This window comes from Kribbella sp. NPDC050470, from assembly GCF_044458365.1.
Taxonomy (GTDB): domain Bacteria; phylum Actinomycetota; class Actinomycetes; order Propionibacteriales; family Kribbellaceae; genus Kribbella.
The window spans coordinates 1-18,138 of record NZ_JBITHV010000006.1 but is presented as its reverse complement, the minus strand read 5'-3'; the positions used below and the strand labels follow the sequence as shown (position 1 = coordinate 18,138).

Annotated in this window: 15 protein-coding genes and 1 riboswitch; of the genes, 11 read left to right on the top strand and 4 right to left on the bottom strand. The window is 69.0% G+C overall.

Annotation, left to right across the window (positions count from 1 at the left end; all coding sequences use genetic code 11):
- Window positions 1-22: 22 nt before the first annotated feature.
- Window positions 23-883: a diacylglycerol/lipid kinase family protein gene (locus ACIBGM_RS18220; protein ID WP_396386233.1), complete on the bottom strand. Its 861-nt coding sequence runs from the start codon at window positions 881-883 to the stop codon at window positions 23-25.
- Between the two features lie 75 nt (window positions 884-958).
- Here ACIBGM_RS18220 and ACIBGM_RS18215 point away from each other — a divergent pair, with 75 nt between their 5' ends.
- Together ACIBGM_RS18215 and ACIBGM_RS18210 are read left to right on the top strand one after the other, a co-directional pair.
- Window positions 959-2,332, top strand: coding sequence for a serine hydrolase (locus ACIBGM_RS18215; protein ID WP_360535484.1), 1,374 nt, complete (start codon window positions 959-961; stop codon window positions 2,330-2,332).
- A 70-nt stretch (window positions 2,333-2,402) separates the two neighbouring features.
- A complete protein-coding gene (locus tag ACIBGM_RS18210) occupies window positions 2,403-3,341 on the top strand; it encodes an NAD(P)-dependent oxidoreductase (RefSeq protein WP_360535486.1) in 939 nt (312 codons plus the stop codon).
- Window positions 3,342-3,370: 29 nt separating this feature from the next.
- On the opposite strand, the gene ACIBGM_RS18205 is transcribed toward ACIBGM_RS18210, so the two are convergent.
- From ACIBGM_RS18205 to ACIBGM_RS18195, 3 genes are read right to left on the bottom strand one after another with little or no spacing between them, the layout of a single operon-like run.
- Window positions 3,371-3,871: a DUF3830 family protein gene (locus ACIBGM_RS18205; protein WP_360535488.1), complete on the bottom strand. Its 501-nt coding sequence runs from the start codon at window positions 3,869-3,871 to the stop codon at window positions 3,371-3,373.
- Window positions 3,868-5,271, bottom strand: coding sequence for an amidase (locus ACIBGM_RS18200; protein ID WP_396386232.1), 1,404 nt, complete (start codon window positions 5,269-5,271; stop codon window positions 3,868-3,870). The genes ACIBGM_RS18205 and ACIBGM_RS18200 overlap by 4 nt, the downstream gene beginning before the upstream one ends.
- Entirely contained in the window at window positions 5,268-6,218 is a 951-nt protein-coding gene (locus ACIBGM_RS18195) for a D-2-hydroxyacid dehydrogenase (RefSeq protein WP_396386231.1), read from the bottom strand. The genes ACIBGM_RS18200 and ACIBGM_RS18195 overlap by 4 nt, the downstream gene beginning before the upstream one ends.
- Window positions 6,219-6,331: 113 nt before the next feature.
- On the opposite strand from ACIBGM_RS18195, the gene ACIBGM_RS18190 reads away from it, so the two are divergent.
- The 9 genes from ACIBGM_RS18190 to ACIBGM_RS18150 all read left to right on the top strand — a co-directional run bounded on the left by ACIBGM_RS18190 (window position 6,332) and on the right by ACIBGM_RS18150 (window position 17,978).
- A complete protein-coding gene (locus tag ACIBGM_RS18190; RefSeq protein ID WP_396386230.1) occupies window positions 6,332-7,081 on the top strand; it encodes an Asp/Glu racemase in 750 nt (249 codons plus the stop codon).
- A 582-nt stretch (window positions 7,082-7,663) separates the two neighbouring features.
- Window positions 7,664-8,848, top strand: a complete 1,185-nt coding sequence (locus tag ACIBGM_RS18185; protein ID WP_396386229.1) for a M24 family metallopeptidase — start codon at window positions 7,664-7,666, stop codon at window positions 8,846-8,848.
- 4 nt (window positions 8,849-8,852) lie between these two features.
- On the top strand, window positions 8,853-10,067 hold the full coding sequence (locus ACIBGM_RS18180; protein ID WP_360535498.1) for a PLP-dependent aminotransferase family protein: 1,215 nt from the start codon (window positions 8,853-8,855) through the stop codon (window positions 10,065-10,067).
- A 126-nt stretch (window positions 10,068-10,193) separates the two neighbouring features.
- Window positions 10,194-10,303: riboswitch (guanidine-I (ykkC/yxkD leader) on the top strand.
- 54 nt (window positions 10,304-10,357) lie between these two features.
- Window positions 10,358-11,929, top strand: coding sequence for an amino acid permease (locus ACIBGM_RS18175; protein WP_360535500.1), 1,572 nt, complete (start codon window positions 10,358-10,360; stop codon window positions 11,927-11,929).
- Window positions 11,926-12,600: a DUF1989 domain-containing protein gene (locus ACIBGM_RS18170; protein WP_360535502.1), complete on the top strand. Its 675-nt coding sequence runs from the start codon at window positions 11,926-11,928 to the stop codon at window positions 12,598-12,600. Before ACIBGM_RS18175 ends, ACIBGM_RS18170 begins: the two co-directional genes overlap by 4 nt.
- A complete protein-coding gene (locus ACIBGM_RS18165; protein ID WP_360535504.1) occupies window positions 12,597-13,232 on the top strand; it encodes an urea amidolyase associated protein UAAP2 in 636 nt (211 codons plus the stop codon). Before ACIBGM_RS18170 ends, ACIBGM_RS18165 begins: the two co-directional genes overlap by 4 nt.
- Window positions 13,184-15,178 (top strand): 5-oxoprolinase/urea amidolyase family protein, encoded by a 1,995-nt coding sequence (locus ACIBGM_RS18160; RefSeq protein WP_360535506.1) that lies wholly within the window; start codon window positions 13,184-13,186, stop codon window positions 15,176-15,178. Before ACIBGM_RS18165 ends, ACIBGM_RS18160 begins: the two co-directional genes overlap by 49 nt.
- On the top strand, window positions 15,175-16,794 hold the full coding sequence (atzF, locus tag ACIBGM_RS18155) for an allophanate hydrolase (RefSeq protein ID WP_396386228.1): 1,620 nt from the start codon (window positions 15,175-15,177) through the stop codon (window positions 16,792-16,794). The genes ACIBGM_RS18160 and atzF overlap by 4 nt, the downstream gene beginning before the upstream one ends.
- A gap of 11 nt (window positions 16,795-16,805) precedes the next feature.
- Complete coding sequence (locus ACIBGM_RS18150; RefSeq protein WP_396386227.1) at window positions 16,806-17,978, top strand: M20 family metallopeptidase; 1,173 nt, start codon at window positions 16,806-16,808, stop codon at window positions 17,976-17,978.
- Window positions 17,979-18,138: the final 160 nt, after the last annotated feature.

The window sequence follows — 18,138 nt, the reverse complement described above, 5'->3', positions numbered from 1 at the left end:
TTTCACGAGGCCGGAAAGTCCCTCAGGGGATGCGGACGATCAGGGCCTCGGGGTCGACCGAGGCGCTCAGGGTGCGGCCGTCGGCGATCGTGTCGCCGTCGAGTTGGCGTCGTACGGTCTTGGCGGCCGTCACCTGGATCCGCTTGCCGGTGAAGCGCTCGACGTGGCGTTCACGCAGGCGCTTCACCACCAGGCTCGCCGCGAGCCGCGGCCACTGGCTGATCCGGCGCGGCGCGAGGACGACGGCGTCGATCAGCCCGTCGTCCGGTACGGCGTCCGGCAGCAGCGGGATGTTCGCCTGCAGGGTCCCGACGTTGCCGATCACCACGGTCCGCGCGCGGCGCCGTACCGGCGGCTCGCCGTCGACGATGATCTCGACCCGGACGAACGGGTGGTTGAGGTTCTTCAGCGTCGCGACGACGTACGCGGCCCACCCGACCCGCTTCTTCAGCTGGTCGGGTGCGTCCGCGATGATCGCGGCGTCCAGCCCGAGGCCGGCCATCACCACGAAGCGGTCCGTCGGCAGCTCGTCGCCTTCGATCTCGACGCTGTCGATCCGCTGCTCGTTGCCGCCGAGCAGCTCGGTCAGTGCGATCTCGAGGTCGAGTGAGATGCCGAGGTTGCGGGCCAGCAGGTTGCCGGTCCCGGCCGGCAGCACCGCCACCGGGATCCCGCTGCGGGCCAGCTCGGCGCAGACCACGCGCACCGTGCCGTCCCCGCCGGCCACGACGACCAGGTCGGCGGGCTCGTCGATCGCACGCTTGGCCATCGTCGACCCGGCGTCGTCCTCGGTGGTCTCGAGCCACAGCGAGTCGTCGAACCCGCGCTCGGTGAGCGCCTGGTCGACGGTACGACGGAACTCCTCGACGTCCGGCACTTTCACCGGGTTGAGGATGACAGCTGCTCGACGGGCGGAACTCACCTGATTTTGTCCGTTCGGGGGGATAGCGTGCTCGGAGTGAGCAGCCTTCCACGGAGTACCCCAGAAACCCAGGGACTATCCAGCACCGCTCTCGACACATTCGTCGCCGCGCTGGACTCGTCCGCCCAGGAGATCCAGACCGTGATGCTGCTGCGGCACGGTCACGTGGTCCTCGAGGAGGAGTGGTCGCCGTACCGGCTGAGCGATCCGCACGCGTTGTTCTCGGTGTCGAAGAGCTTCACCTCGACCGCGGTCGGGCTCGCGATCGACGCCGGGCTGCTGTCGCTCGACGACCCGGTGATCTCGTTCTTCGACGCCGACGAGCTGCCGGAGACGATCAGCGACAACCTGGCCGCGATGAAGGTCCGGCACCTGCTGACCATGACGTCCGGCCACGGCCAGGACACCGTCGAGGCGCTCACCCGGGACCGCCGGATGGTGAAGATCTTTCTCGGCCTCGACGTCGAGCACGAGCCGGGCACGGTGTTCGTCTACAACAGCGGCGCGACGTACATGCTGTCCGCGATCCTGCAACGGCTGACCGGCGAGAAGCTGGTCGACTACCTGAAGCCGCGGCTGTTCGAGCCGCTCGGCGCGACTGAGGCGACCTGGCAGGTGTCGGCGGAGGACATCACCACCGGCGGTTGGGGCCTGTCCCTCAACACCGAGTCGTTGGCCGGCTTCGGGCAGCTGCTGCTGCAGCACGGCGTCTGGGAAGGCAAGCAGCTGGTCCCGGCCGAGTGGTTCGAGGCCGCGACGTCGAGGCAGGTTGCCAACGACACCGAGGAGAACCCGGACTGGAAGCAGGGGTACGGCTTCCAGTTCTGGCGCGGCCGGCACGGCACCTATCGTGGCGACGGCGCGTTCGGCCAGTTCTGCTTGATCTTCCCGTCGTACGACGCGGCGCTCATCGTCACGGGTGCGACGTTCGACATGCAGGCCGTCCTGGACACGGTCTGGGAGCACTTGCTTCCGGTGCTCGAGGGCAAGGAGGTCACGCCGGCGGCTCGGCCTTCGCGGCTGGCGTTGCTGCCGCCGGCCGGCCCGGCGCCGCGCGGCGGGAGCGGACAGACCTACCGCTTCGCGAAGAACGACGCCGGCCTGACCACGATCCGGCTCGACCCGGACGGGACTGGGACGTTCACCTTCGATTCCGATGCCCCGCATGAGGTTGTGTGCGCGGCCGGTGAGTGGCGTGAGCAGCGGAGCCCATCTCGGGGCGCCGAGCCGGGGCAGCGGATCGTGACCAGCGCGTACGGCGACGGCGACGCGTTCGTCGCGACCTTCCGCTGGCTCGACACCCCGTTCGTCGCTACCGCGACCTGCCGCGAGAGCGGCGACTCGATGACCCTCGACGTCGAACTGAACGTCTCCTTCGGACCGACTTCGTTCACGCTGCAATCGGAGTGACCTCCGTCACAGTCACAACCCGGCGGGTGCGCGTGTCCTCCGGGTTGACGACGAATAACGGAGGAATCTCATGAAGGTGTTGGTGGCAGGTGCGACCGGCGGACTGGGCCGATCGCTGGTACCGAAGCTGATCGCGGCCGGGCACGAGGTGACCGGGATGATCCGGTCGGAGTCGGGCGCGGCGGGCGTGCGTGCACAGGGCGCAGACGTCGTCCTGGCCGACGGACTCGACGCGGCCGCGGTGATGGCAGCCGTGGATGCGGTCCGGCCGGAGGTCGTCGTACACCAGATGACGGCGCTCAAGGGCGGGATCGACTTCAAGAAGTTCGACCAGAGCTTCGCGCTGACGAACCGGCTGCGCACCGAGGGCACCGACCACCTCCTCGCCGCCTCCCAGGCTGCCGGCGTACGACGGTTCGTCGTCCAGTCGTACGCCGGCTGGAACATGCTCCAAGAAGGATCCGCGACGAAGACCGAGGCGGACCCGCTCGACCCCGACCCGGTGCCGGCGCAACGGCAGACGATGGCCGGGATCAAGCACCTCGAGTCGGCCGTCACTTCAGCCGACGGGATCGAAGGGGTCGCCCTGCGGTACGCCGCCTTCTACGGGCCGACCGGCGACATCGGCAAGGGCGGGTCGATCGTCGAGATGATCCGGAAGCGCAAGCTGCCGCTGGTCGGCAACGGCGCCGGGGTCTGGTCGTTCATCCACTACGACGACGCGGCCGACGTGACGGTGAAGGCGATCGAGAGCGACGCGACGGGGATCTACCAGATCGCCGACGACGACCCGGCTGCGGCTTCGGTGTGGCTGCCCGAGTTCGCTCGGATTCTCGGCGCGAAGCCGCCGCGGCGGATCCCGGTGTGGCTGGCGCGGCTGGCGATCGGTGACACCGGGGTGGCTGCGTTCACGACGATCCGGGGCGTGGACAACACGCTGGCCCAGAAGACCTTCGACTGGGAGCCGGGGTACGCCTCCTGGCGGGAAGGCTTCCGGAAGGGCCTCTAGGCCGGGCAGGTCGCCGGCCGGCCACTCGCTCAGTCGAGGCGGGTGAAGGTGAGGGTTTCGCCGCGGGCTCCGCCCATCCACAGGTCCTGGCAGGCCGCGGCGAACTCCTCGAGGTTCTCGGTGACGGCGCCGAAGACGTTGCCGGGCACCCAGCCCTGATCACCGTTGATCAGCAGGTTGTTCCGCCCGTAGAACACCGCGAGGTCGACGATCGCCCCGGTCGTCCCGGTCCCGGTGCTGTTCTCGTACCCGTACGCCGGATTGCCCAGATCGTCGGAGTCGAACGAGAACCAGCACAGGTCCCCGGGGATCGGGGTGACCGTGGTGTTCTCCTTCCCCGGGTCCGCCGACGCGAAGGCGGGCAGCAACGTGTAGATCTCGTTCCGGGCGTACTTGCCGTGGAAGACAGGCGCCGACAACGGCAACGCATCCCACACGGCCGCGCAGGTCCGCGGTGCGACGTCGTCGAGCAGTTTGGCCATACAACTCACGCCGCGCTTGTCCAGACGGACGGTGACGAACCTGCTCAACGTGCCTCCAAGGTCGGTGTCCGCGTGTGCCAATCGGTGGCCGCCTGGTATGCCTGGCCGACTCGCAGCGTGAGCGCGTCCTGGTGCCGAGGCGCGACCACCTGCAGGCCGACCGGCAGCCCGGCCGACGTGAACCCGCAGGGCACGCTGAGCGCCGGCTGCTGGGTGAGGTTGAACGGATAGGTGTACGGCGTCCAGCTCGTCCAGTCCGGTGACGACCAGCCGTCGGGCACGTCCTGTCCGATGAGGAACGCCGTGATCGGGAGGGTCGGCGTGATGAGTACGTCGTACTGCTCGTGGAACCGGCCCATCAGCAGCCCGAGCTCCATCCGGGCCGCGGTCGCATCGAGGAAGTCGGACGCCGAGTACGACGACCCGAGCTCGGCGACCCGGCGCAGTCCGGGATCGACCCGGTCGTCGACCGTGTACGCCGACAGCACCTTGGCCGCACCCGACCACCACAACACGTTGAACGCGTCGACCGGATCCGCGAAGCCGGGATCGACCTCGGTCACCTCGGCTCCGGCGTCGGCGAGCACGTCGACGGCAGCCCGGACCAGTGACTCGACTTCCGTCTGATTGTCGACAAACCCAAGATCGGACGAGAAGGCAATCTTCAATCCGGCAACCCCGTCGTCGATCCCGGACAGGAACGACGTACTCGGTGTCGGCATCGCCGACCAGTCACGCGCATCGAATCCGGACACGACATCGAGCAGCGCGGCGTTGTCCCGGACGGTCCGCGTCATCGGTCCGGCATGCGACAACGTGCCGAACGCACTCGGCGGGAACAGCGGAATCAGCCCGTACGTCGGTTTGAGCGCAACGGTGCCCGTGAACGCGGCGGGGATCCGGACGGAGCCGCCGCCGTCGGTGCCGAGCGACCACGCGCCCATGCCGAGCCCGACCGCGGTCGCCGAACCCCCGCTCGAGCCGCCGGAGGTCTTCGACGGATCCCAGGGGTTGCCGGTCGCGCCGTACTTGTGGGAGTCGGTGACGCCCTTCCAGGAATACTCGGGGGTCGTCGTTTTGCCAAGGATCACGGCGCCGGTCTCGCGGAGGCGCGCCACTGCGGGAGCGTCCTCGTCCCACGGGCCGGCCTCGTCGATCATCGTGCTGCCGCGAAGCGTCGGCCAGCCCTTGGTCCACAACGCGTCCTTGATCGACGTGGGGACTCCGTCGCCCGGGCCGAGCGGCTCGCCTCGGTGCCACCTGACCTCCGACTCCTTGGCCGCGGCGAGCGCGCCTTCGGCGTCGACGAGGACGAAGGCGTTGACGTCTTCGTCGTACCGGTCGATGGCTTGGAGGGCGGCTTGGGTGGCCTCCACCGGGGAGATCGTGCCGGCGCGGAAGCCTTCGAGCAGGTCGGCGGCCGGGGTGAAGTTGTCTGGCTGGGTCATCGGGCTCCCGAGGGGATGTAGCCGAGCTTCTTGTCCACCACGTTGAGCAGTTGGTCGCGGGCGAGCCAGCGGTGCAGGTTGGCGGCGAACTGGTTGGCGAGCGTCTCCCGCCAGCCGAGCACATCGCCGGACATGTGCGCGGTGATCGTGACGCCGGGCGCGTCCCAGAGCGGGTGCTCGGGTGGCAGCGGCTCGCGATCGAAGACATCGAGCGTCGCGGTGATCCGCCCGCCCTGCAAGGCTTTCAGCAGTGCCGCCTCCTCCACAATCGGCCCCCTCGCAATATTGATCAGATGCGCACCCCCCTTCATCGCAGCAAGCACCTCCGCGCCGACGAGCCCGCGAGTGGCGGTGGTCAGGGGTGCCGCGAGCACCAGGTAGTCGACGTCGGCGACCTCTTGAGCGAGGTTGCTGCTGGCAACCACCTCACCGAAGTCGGGGTGGGGTATGCGGGCTACTCGGCCGGCGCCGCGGACCTGGACGTCTACGGTTTTGAGTAGGCGGGCGATCTCGCGGCCGATGCCGCCGGTGCCGACGACCAGCGCTTTGGCGCCGCGCACGCTTCGTGTCTCGCGGTGCCGCCACTCGTGCCGGCTTTGCAGCTCGAAGCTCGTCCGACTGTCCTTCGCATGGGCGATCACCGCACCAAGCACGTACTCCGCAATCGGCCGATCGAACACCCCGTGCGCATTGGTGACAATCACATCAGAGTCGCGCAGCTCGTCGAACAACAACGTGTCCACGCCAGCCGCAGTCACATGGATCCACTCCAGCGCGCCCGCGTCGTCCCAGACCTCGTTGACGGCCTTCGAGAAGTAGTCCCACAGCAGCAAGGCCCTCGCCCCTCGAACTGCCTCCCGCAGCCCCGCCGCATCGCAGTACCGGAACTCGACCCCGTCCAGGTCCTCCAGCCCGGGCGGCCGGTCGGTGGCCTGCTCGCAGAGCACCGTGACGACAGGACGCTCAGTGGGGGCAGGCACCCATCGAGGCTAGGAACCGAACCGTAGGATTGTCAACAATCTCTTGCTGTCCTGGCCGCCCCGGTCGCACACTGACTCTCATGACGCTCCGCCCCTCCACCCACCCGCTGCCGGCGTCGACGCCTCCGCTGCTGCAGACGGGCATCGGCGTGGTCGCGCCGTACGACTTCGCGCTCGATCGCGAGCTGTGGCGATGGGTCCCGGACGACGTCACGCTGCATCTCACCCGGACGCCGTACGCACCGCTCGCCGCGACCCTCGAGATGGCCGTGCACATCTCGGATCCGGAGCTGATCGCGCGCGCCGCGACCGACATCCTGCCGGTGGCGCCGCTCGCTGTTGCCTACGCCTGCACCTCGGGCAGTTTCGTCGGTGGGCTCGCCGGGGAGGTCGCGCTCGTCGACGCAATGGTCGCCGCCGGTGCGCCGGCCGCGGTGACGACGAGTGGCGCGCTGCTGCTCGCCTTGCGTCACCTCGGCATCAACCGGATCGCGACGGTCACGCCGTACACGGACGACCTCACCGCCCTGCTGACCGCCTTCCTCGCCGAAGCCGGAGTCGAGGTGGTCGCCACCGCGGGCCTCGGACTCATCGCCCAGATCTGGACCGTCCCCTACGAGGCGATCGTCGAACTCGTCCGCAGCATGGACACGAGCTCCGCCGAGGCAATCTTCATCAGCTGCACCAACCTCCCCACGTACGACGTCATCCCCGGCCTGGAAGCCCTCCTCGGCAAACCAGTCCTCACCGCCAACCAAGTCACCATGTGGTCCGCCCTCTCCCTAACCGCCCACACCCCCATAGGCCCCGGCCAAAGCCTCCTCACCTGACCAGCAAGAACCAAACCGTCGCCCCGACCACAACCAGAGCCGCCACCCACCCAACAACCCTGCCCCACCGCCCAGGCACCTCGCCGACCCCCGGAACTCCACTGCCGTACCCGGACCGACCTGACCCTGCCCCCACGTCAGCCCGCGAGGCCCCCGACGACCGCACGGACGACGGCGACGGTGCCCCAGGGTGTCCTCCCGCGGTCAGGTACTGCTCCAATTGCCCGGCGCAGGTTGGGCAGGCGAGCCAGTCTGTTTGGTCGGCCATTACCTGGGTGAGCCACTCGCGAGCAGGATCGAGGTTGGTCAGCCCCAGGTTTCGAGCCACGGCATCCATTCCGGCCAGCCCGGACGGACGGAACCCGCTCATGCCCGCCTGCTGCACCGCCCGGGCCGCGTACCGGGTCCCCGCGTCGGTCTTCTCATTGCAGAAGTCACACGTCGCCATCGCCCCAGTCTGGTTCGCCAACCGCATCGCGCTGGGTCGTGGCAGCAACCGGTCATTCGGGGCTTCTCCTCCCCCGCGTCTGCGGTTAAGCTCCGTCGTATTGTTGACAATCTGCAATCGACAGGGGTGAGGGTGTGCCGGACCTGCTGGAGCAGGCGGTCGAGCCGGGTGAGTACGCCGGCCGGCTGCGGCGGGTTCGGGCGGCGATGGCTGAGCGGGGGCTCGTAGCCCTAGTGGTCAGCGATCCGGCGAACCTCTTCTACCTGACCGGGTACGACGCTTGGTCGTTCTACACCCCGCAGTGCCTCCTCGTGCCGGCCGACGGGGAGCCGCAGCTGTTCGCGCGGGCGATGGACGCAGCGGGGGCGGCGTACACCTGCAACCTGCCCGCGGACCAGATCCACGGCTACCCGGAGGACCTCGTCCACCGCCCCGACGTCCACCCGTACGACTGGATCGCCGTCGGCATCCGCGATCTCATCGAGCCTGGCGGCGACGTCGGCATCGAGGGGGACGCGCACTACTTCTCCGCCCGCGCGTACCTTGCCCTCGGCAACGGTCTGCCCGGGCACCAGCTGGTCGACTCGGCCGAGCTGGTGAACTGGATCCGGCTGGTCAAGTCACCGCACGAACTGCGCCAACTCCGGATCGCCGGTTCGATCGCCGCGCAGGCGATGCGGATCGCCCTCGAGCAACTCCGCCCCGGCCGCCGGCAGTGCGACCTGGTCGCCGAGATCATGGCCGCCCAGGCGATCGGCACCCCGGAACACGGAGGCGACTACCCGGCGATCGTCCCGATGCTGCCCACCGGTGAAGCAGCCGGTACGCCGCATCTCACCTGGACCGACCGCCCGTTCCGCGCCGGCGAGGCGACCACGATCGAGCTGGCCGGCGTGTTCGGCCGCTACCACGCTCCGCTCGCCCGCACGGTGATGCTCGGCGACCCACCCCAGCGGTTGCGCGAGACGGCGAAGGTCGTGGCCGACGGGATGCGCGCCACGTTGTCGACAATCCGACCAGGTGTCACCGGCAGCGTCGTACACGCCGCCTTCAACGACGTGATCGCCGCGCACGGGTTGGTGAAGGACTCGCGGATCGGGTACTCGATCGGCATCGGCTACCCGCCCGACTGGGGTGAGCGCACGGTGAGCCTGCGCCCCGGCGAGAGCACCGTGCTCCAGGCCGGGATGGCGTTCCACGTGATTCTCGGGATGTGGATGGACGGCTGGGGATACGAGCTGTCCGAGCCGATCGTGGTCACCGACGACGGCGTCGAGCGACTGGCCGGCCTGTCCCACGAACTGACGATCAGGAGGTAGCCAGGTGACGCAGGAAACCCGTGGCGATGCAGTGAAGACTCTCCCGTACGCCGAGCGCGTCACCGGACTCGTCGGCTCGGTGATCGACTCGAGCACGTCGCTGCTGCACAAGCAGACCCACGACATCGTCCGGTTCGCCATGGGCTCCCCCGCCGCCGAGGCCGTTCCGTCGGCAATCCTCGCCGGCATCGCCGCCGACCAACTCAGCCGCGCCGACGCGTACGACTACGCCGCCACCGAAGGGGACCCGCCGCTCCACGAGGCACTCCTGGAGACGCTCCGCGGCACCAGCGACGAGACCACCGCCGACCGCCTCACCATCACCGCCGGCGGGATGCAGGGCCTCGACCTGTTCTGCAAGCTCTTCGTCGACCCCGGCGACCTGGTCGTCGTCGAGTCGCCGACGTACACGAACGGCAGCGCGACCGCACTCTCGTACGGCGCCGAACTGCTGGAGATCCCGGTCGACGACGACGGCATGATGGTCGACGACCTCGAACGGCTCCTCGACGGACGCCGGCCGAAGGCGATCTACACCATCCCGACGTTCCAGAACCCGTCCGGCGCAACCCTCTCCCTCGAGCGACGTCACCGGCTCCTCGAGCTGGCCCGTTCCTGGGGCTCGATGGTGATCGACGACGATCCGTACGGACTGCTGCGGTTCGCCGGCGATCCATTGCCGACAATCCGACAACTCGCGGCCGGCGATCCGCTGGTGTTCGCCGTACGCACGTTCTCAAAGATCGTCGCGCCCGGACTACGAGTGGGGTGGGTCGACACCGATCCCGAGCTCCAGCCGCTGCTGATCAACGCGAAGCAGGCGATGGACACCTGCACGAACCTGCCGGCCCAGCGGCTGCTCGCCGGGTTCCTGCAGGGCGGGCATCTCGAGGAGCACCTGGTCACGCAGCGCGCGCAGTACAAGCGACGCAAGGAAGCGATGCACGCGGCACTGCAGGAACACTTCGGCGACATCGCCCGGTGGACCGATCCCGAGGGCGGCTTCTTCCTCTGGGTGACGCTCGAGAACGGCGTCAACACCGCGGAGTTGTTCGAGATCGCGCTCGCCGAAGGCGTCGCGTTCATCCCCGGCCCGGCCTTCTCCCCCACCGGACGCTTCACCGACGCCCTCCGGCTGTGCTTCGCCTCCACGCCACCAGACCGCATCCACGAGGGCGTCGCTCGCCTGCGCCGCGCCGCCGACAAACTGTTGCCCTAGGCAACTCCTCACGCAGTTCTCTCAACAGGCCAGGGCGACTGAGAGGATTCGTTTACGCAGGTGTTACACACCACGCGCGCCGCTGAAACCCGCACGCCCTGAACTGAACGGGACCCGCCGACGTTGGCGGGGCGCCCCTAGGGTTCCGCTGCCGGCACCGGCAGGACTGGTCCGAGAGGGGAGGCGGCGCTGTTCGCGACGGCGCCGTTCCACGGCGGGACAAAAGCCCGGGAGGCCTTGAAGGCCCCGGGTTGCCGTGTGCATTCCGGGCCGATCCGACGGAGGCCGGAATGTCAGCCACCCCTGAAACACTGACCTCACCAAGCGCAGAGGACCTGGGCCGCTTCGGCTACACCCAGCAGCTCTCGCGCCGGGTCGGCAGCTACGCGTCGTTCGCTGCCGGCTTCTCGTTCGTGTCGATCCTGACCACGGTGTTCCAGCTGTTCGGGCTGGGTTTCGGCTTCGGCGGTACGGCGTTCTTCTGGACCTGGCCCGCGGTTCTGGCCGGCCAGCTGATGGTCGCGCTGTGCTTCGCCGAACTGGCCGCGCGCTATCCCCTGTCCGGCGCGATCTACCAGTGGGCGCGGCGCCTCGGCGGGGCGATCGTCGGCTGGATCGCCGGTTGGACGATGGTGATCGCGCAGATCATCACGCTGGCCGCGGCCGCGATTGCTTTGCAGGTCGTGCTGCCCGCGGTCTGGTCCGGCTTCCAGCTGATCGGGACCGACTCCACTCTCGCGTCGCGCGATGGCGCTGCGAATGCCGTCGTACTCGGATGTCTGCTGCTCGCGGCGACCACACTACTCAACGCGACGAGCGTGCGGATCACCGCGATCGTCAACTCGGCCGGCGTGACGTGTGAGCTCGTCGGTGTCGTGTTGATTGTCGTGTTGTTGACAATGCACGCCGAGCGCGGGCCGTCCGTCGTACTGCACACGACGGGCCTCGACAGCAGCACCGGCTACGTCGTACCGCTGCTGATCTCGGCGTTGATGGCGGCGTACGTGCTGGTCGGGTTCGACAGCGCGGGTGAGTTGTCGGAGGAGACGCACAAGCCGCGCGCGACCACGCCACGGACGATCATCCGGGCGGTCGTCGCGTCCGGGATCGGCGGTGCGTTCCTGATCGTCGCGGCGTTGATGGCCGCGCCGTCGCTGACTGACGGCGACCTTGCCACCCAGGGGCTCCCGTACGTGCTGACCAGCCGGCTCGGCACGGCGCCGGGGAAGCTGCTGCTGCTCGATGTGGCGATCGCGGTGTGCGTGTGCACGCTGGCGATCCAGACCGCGGCGGCCCGGATGATCTTCTCGATGGCGCGCGACAATGTGCTGCCCGCTTCGGAGCTGCTGCGTCAGGTGTCCCGTCGTACCGGCACCCCCGTTGCCGCGACGATCGTGCCCGGGGTTCTCGCCGCTGTGTGCCTGCTGGTGAACGTGGGGAACGCCGGTCTGTTCCTCGGTCTCGCGAGCGTCTGCATCATGCTGCTGTACGTCGCGTACCTGATGGTCACCGCACCCTTGCTGGTACGGCGCTTGACCGGCAACGGACTCGCATCCGGCGTCGACGAGAACGGGAAGCCACTGTTCTCGCTCGGCCGATTCGGTCTGATTGTCAACATCATCGCGGTCACCTACGGGCTTGCCATGGCAATCAACCTGGGCTGGCCGCGCGCCGAGGTCTACGACCCGGCAGGCGAGGGCTGGTACCTGCACTACCTCCCACTGATCGTCCTCACCATCGTCGCTGTAGGCGGCGTCATCGCCTACCGCACCCAGCGCACGGCGTACCACGCCTCCATCGGCCTCCACGTGCCGGCCGCGACTCCCACCGCCGTCGCCGAGACGGAAAGAGCCGGCGCATGACCCACGAAACTCTCGCCGGCACGGGCCAGGAGGACTCCTCTGACACCAGCCGCGAGACTCCCGCTCGGGCAAACCGTGAGGTTCCCGGTGGGGCGGTGTGGTCGGTTCCGGTTCGTGCGGGGCGCAGTCTCAGGCTGACTGCGCTTGCTGATGGGGCGAATGCGTCCTTGCTTGTTGTGGGGGCCGATCGGCTTGATCGGTTGAACATTCCGGACACGTTGAAGGCGCAGATGTCGGCGCGGATTCGGGCCGGCATGGTACTGATGTCCGACCGCGGTCTCGCCCTCGCGACCGTGGTCGAGTCCAGCCTCGATTGGCATGACTGCTTGACCGGGGTGCTCCCCGACCGGCTGCTGCTCATCGAGCTCGCGAAGCACGGCCTCGGGCCGGCCGACCTGCATGCCTGCATCAACTTCTTCTCCAAGGTGGCCATCGCCGACGACCACCGCGCCTCGCTGACACTCGTCCCCGACCACGCACGAGCCGGGGACACCGTCGTACTGCGGGCCGATCAGGACCTCCTGGTGTTCATCTGCACCGCGCCACACCCGATGTCCGACGGCCCGTCCGGCGCGATCGCCGTACAGCTCGGCACAGCTGACCAGACGGACCCGCCGTTGCGGGAAGAAGCAGTGCGGGCACTCGAGCTGACCCGGGAGTTGATCGCATGACCGTCCTCGACACGACCACCAGCGAGGTCACGACCACCGGGCTCGACACCGTCGTCCAACCAGGCGACGGCGCGCTCGTCACCGTCCCGGCCGGCGGCCGGTTGCGGATTGTCGACCTGCACGGCAATCAGGCCGTCGACACTCTGTTCTACGACGCGCACGACATCGACAACCGCTACTCCGCCTTCGACACGATCCGCGAACAGCGCGCCGTCTACCTCACGACCGGATCCCGCCTGCTCTCGACCAGGCTCGACGAGCTCGCAGTCATCACCGGCGACACCTGCGGCCGGCACGACACCGTCGGCGGCGCCTGCTCGCAGGAGAGCAACGTCATCCGGTACGGCGAGCACACCCGACACCAGCACGCCTGCCGCCAGACCTTCCTGTACTACGGCATGAAGGCCGGCATCGGCCAGCGCCAACTCACGCACAATGTCAACTTCTTCATGAACGTGCCGGTCACCTCGGCCGGCGACCTGAAGTTCGACGACGGCCTGTCCGCCCCGGGCAGGTACGTCGAGATCACCGCGAGCCGGGACATCCTGGTGCTGATCAGCAATTGTCCGCAGGTCAACAATCCTTGCAACGGCTGGAACCCGACGCCGGTGCAGCTCCTGGGCTGGTGGTGACGTTGGCGATCATCACGATCTCCAGCCCGGGAATCCAGACGACCGTCCAGGACCGAGCCGGCCGCCCCGGGCTGTGGGATGTCGGCGTACCGCCTTCCGGCGCGGCCGATGAACTCAGCTTCGCGCTGATCAACGCCGCAGTCGGCAATCCCGACAACGCAGCAGGTCTGGAGTGCGTCCTGGCCGGGCCGGTACTCACGTGCGACGAGGACCGACTCGTCTGCGTCGGCGGCGCTGTCAACAATGCGACAATCGACGGCCTGCGCGTGCGGCCCGGCATGGTCGTCCGGCTCCCGGCCGGCGCGGTCCTGGATGTCGGCCCGCTTGACGGGCCTGGGACGCGCGGCTACCTCGCGATCGAAGGCGGTCTGGACGTTCCGCGCGTACTGGGTAGCCGATCCACCTTTGTGCTCGGCGGTTTCGGCGGTCACGAGGGCCGACCGCTCGCGGCCGGCGACAACCTACCGCTGGGCCGACGGGAGAACCTGCTCAGCCCGATCTCGGTCGAACTGCCGACCATCTCGAACAGCTGGGAGATGCGGGTGATCCCCGGTCCACACGGTGCTCCGGACCACCTGACCGACGAAGGCGTCGAGGTGTTCTTCGGGACCGAGTGGATTGTCGACCATCGCTCGGACCGCACCGGGATCAGGCTCGTCGGCCCGATACCGCAATGGGCCCGGACCGACGGCGGCGAGGCGGGTCTGCACCCGTCCAACGTGCACGACTCCGCATACCCGGTCGGCGGCATCATGCTGTCCGGCGATACCCCGGTCATCGTCGGCAAGGACGGACCTTCGCTCGGCGGCTTCGTCGTACCCGCGGTGGTGATCGAGGCCGATCGCTGGATGCTCGGTCAGCTGCGCGCCGGCGACTCCGTCCGGCTGGTGCCCGTGTCTATGGATGCGGCCGCCGAGGCGATCGCCGTACGGCGTGCTTGGCTGGCCGATCTCCGTCAGACACCGGCGCCTGCGGTGGCTCCAGTCAGTGGGTCTGCGCGGCCGGACGTGCTGCATCGGTCGGACGGCGTACCGCCGTACACCATCAGGTGTGCGGGCGAACGGCATCTGCTGGTCGAGGCCGGACCGGCTGAGCTCGACCTGACTGTGCGGGTGTGGATTCACCTGCTGGCACAGGCGTTGCGGGACGATCGGCCGGCGGGCGTTGCCGAGATCGTCGAGGGTGTGCGATCGCTCCTCGTCGCCGTGGACTCGGATCGACTCGGCCTGGTCGAACTGGCCGAGCGGCTCGCGTTCCTCGCGGCCGGGCTGGCGGATCCGGAGACGGTGGTGCTGCCTGCGCGCGAGGTGATCCTGCCGATCGCGTTCGACCACCCGGAGGCGCACGAGGCGATGCGGCGGTACGCGACGTCGGTGCGGCCGGACGCGCCGTGGTGCCCGGACAACGTGGAGTTCATCCGGCGGGTCAACGATCTGGGCGAGCGTGATGAGGTGTTCGAGATCGTCCAGGCCGCGACGTACCTGGTGGTCGGGCTGGGCGACGTCTACCTCGGCGCGCCGGTCGCCGTACCGATCGATCCGCGGCACCGGCTGGTGACGACGAAGTACAACCCGGCCCGGACCTGGACGCCGCAGAACGCGGTCGGCATCGGCGGGATCTACCTGTGCGTGTACGGGATGGAAGGGCCGGGTGGGTACCAGTTGGTCGGGCGCACCGTCCCGGTGTGGCGGTTGTCGCCTGCCGACGAGCAGCCGTGGTTGCTGCGGCAGTTCGACTTGATCAGATTCACTCCGGTGAGTGCGGAGCAGCTTGCTCACGAGCGGGCCGAGCTCGCGGCCGGGCGGGCCGACCTGCGGGTCAGCCCGGCGACCTTCTCGATCGCCGACGTACGCCGGATCGAACAGGAGGCACCTGTGGATATCGCGACAGTGCGGGCCCGACGGCGGGCCGCGTTCGAGGCGGAGCGGGCGAGGTGGGGTGCGTGAACGTCTGGATCACCCGGGTCGACCCGGTCGCGCCGGCGCCGGGACAGCTGCACGGCCTGACGTTCGCGCTGAAGGACAACATCGACCTTGCCGGGGTGCCGACGACTGCCGGCGATCCGCGCAACGATCAGCCGGCCGAGCGGAACGCATTCGTGGTCGACCGGTTGATCGAGGCGGGCGCCGTTCCGTTGGGGAAGACGAATCTCGACCAGTACGCGACCGGGTTGGTCGGCACGCGGTCGCCGTACGGCGCTTGTCACTCGGTGTTCTCGGAGGAGCACGTGTCGGGTGGGTCGAGCTCTGGCAGTGCAGTCGCGGTGGCGTCGGGGCAGGTGGACTTCGCGCTCGGCACCGACACGGCCGGGAGCGGGCGGGTGCCGGTTGCCTTCAATCGGATTGTCGGCATCAAACCATCGCGTGGTCTCGTGTCGGCGCGTGGCGTCGTACCGGCGTGCCGATCGCTCGACTGCGTCACGGTGATGGCGCGAACGGTCAGTACGGCGCGGGCCGCCTTCGACGTGATGGTGTCCTTCGACCCGGACGACCCGTGGTCGCGGCGTGCCCCTTCACTGCCTGCTGCACGCTTGGGGCCACGGTCGGCCGGTGTTGTCTCCGGACGGGCGTTGGGTCGCGCGGTGATCGGCGTACCGGATTTGGATCTGGATCTGGAGCCGCTGCATGAGGCCGCGTGGCAGGAGACGCTCGGTCAGGTCGATCGGCTCGGGGACGTGGTGAAGGTGGATGTGCGGCCGCTGCTCGAGGCGGCGGAGTTGCTGTACTCCGGGCCGTGGCTGGCTGAGCGGTGGCTCGCGTTCGGGGACAAGCTGGACGACGATCCGGCGGTGGACCCGACCGTGCGGTCGATTGTCAACAATGGGGCAATCCTGACCGCGGCGGACGCCTTCGCCGGCTTCGATCGACTCGCCACGCTCGCTCGGGCCAGCGAGCACCTGTGGACGCAGCTCGACGCGTTGTTGCTGCCGGTGACGTACGGACATCCGACACTGGCCGAGGTGGCGGCGGACCCGATCGGCGTGAACAGCCGGCTCGGGCGGTTCACCAACATGGTCAACCTGCTCGACCTGTGCGCGGTCGCCTTCCCAGGGCCGGATCGGGCCGACGGGCTGCCGTTCGGCATCCAGTTGCTCGCCCCGGCGGGTCACGATCGGGTGCTGATCGACCTCGCCGCCGTGTGGTGCGGCGAGGAGACCGCGCCACCCGAGCCGGCCGACGACGAGGTGCTGCTGGCGGTAGCCGGTGCTCATCTGTCGGGCCAGCCTCTGAATGCGGAGCTGGTACGACGTGGCGCCCGGCTAGCCTTCAATGCGCGGACGGCCTCGTCGTACCGGATGTATCTGGTCGAGGGGCCGCGGCCCGGGCTGACGCCTTCCCGTGAGACCGGTCCCGGGATCGAAGTGGAGGTGTGGAGCATGCCTGCGGCGGAACTCGGCGGGTTCGCGCAGACGGTCGAGCCGCCGCTGGCGATCGGGCCGCTCGAGCTCTCGGACGGGCGGCGGATCCTAGGATTCGTGTGTACGGCGGACGCCGCGGTCCCAGCGCGTGACATCACCAGCTTCGGCGGCTGGCGCGCGTACCTGGCTTCGGGGTCGCCCTAAGCTTGGTCCTCATGACGCCCGCCGAACAGAGTGTGCTCGACCGGATCGACGAGGAGCTGCTGGTACGGCTCACCTGTCAGTTGCTGCAGGCAACCGGACAGAACCCACCCGGCGGGGAGGCCGCGACCGTCGCAGTACTCGCGGCGGCGGGGCGTGACCTCGGGCTCGACGTGGTCACCTCGACGGTCGAGCCCGGGCGGGACAACCTCAGCATCACGCTTGCCCGGGGCAACGGTCCGGGGTTGCTGATCCTCGGACACACCGACGTCGTACCGGTAGGCGATGGCTGGACCGTCGACCCGTACGGCGGTGTCGTGAAGGACGGCCGCATCTACGGGCGTGGCGCGTCGGACATGAAGGGCGGTCTGGCGGCTGCGTTGGTCGCGATGGCCGCCCTTCGCGGCGCCGGGCTGAGCGGTCCGGTCGAGCTCGCGGCGGTGGTCGACGAGGAGGAGACCGGCAAGGGGATCCGGTCGTACGTCGCGCGTGGGCCGCGGGCGTTTGCCGGCTGCATCACTGCCGAGCCGACGGATTTGCAGACGATCATCGCGGCGCGGGGCGACTCGTACCTGCGGGTCGCGATCCATGGGCGGGCCTGTCACGCGGGTAACCCGGACGACGGGGCGAACGCGATCTACGGCGCCGCCGCGGTGGTGGCCGAGATCGAGCGGCTGCATACGTCGCTTGCTGCCGACCCGCATCCGTTGCTCGGTCCGGCGACGTGGAGCGTCGGTCAGATCAACGGCGGTACGGGTGGCTCGATCGTGCCCGCCGAGTGCGTGATCGTGGCGGATCGGCGGCTGCTGCCGGTTGAGTCGCCGGCCGCCGTACTCTCCGATCTGCGCGCCCGCGTGGCCGCATTGCGGCTCGAGGACCGCGGCTTGTCGGTCGAGCTCGACATGCCGATGGAGATGCCCGCCTTCGAGACGCCCGCGGACGCGGACCTCGTCCGGGTGGTCGAGGCGGCCCGCGTCGACGCTGGCGGTCCCGACGTACCCCTGGCCGGCTGGACCGCCGCCTGCGACGGCGGCTACATCGCCCGAGACCTCGCCGTACCCGTCGTCGTCCTAGGCCCCGGCTCAGTCACCACCCAAGCCCACCGCGCCGACGAGTCAGTCCCCATCGCCGACCTACTAACCGCCACCCGCACCTACACCCTCACCGCCCTCCGCCTCCTCAACTAACCCCACCCAGCCCAGCCATGACCGCCCCGCCTCAGCTCCCCCACCCTCGCCGCGGGAGGGGATAGCCCCTTCGCTTGTGGGTTCTCCCCTCGCAGACGAGAGGAGAACCCACAACTCGAACGGATATCCCTCCGAAGGTCAGGCCCCGATGCGCAACGCT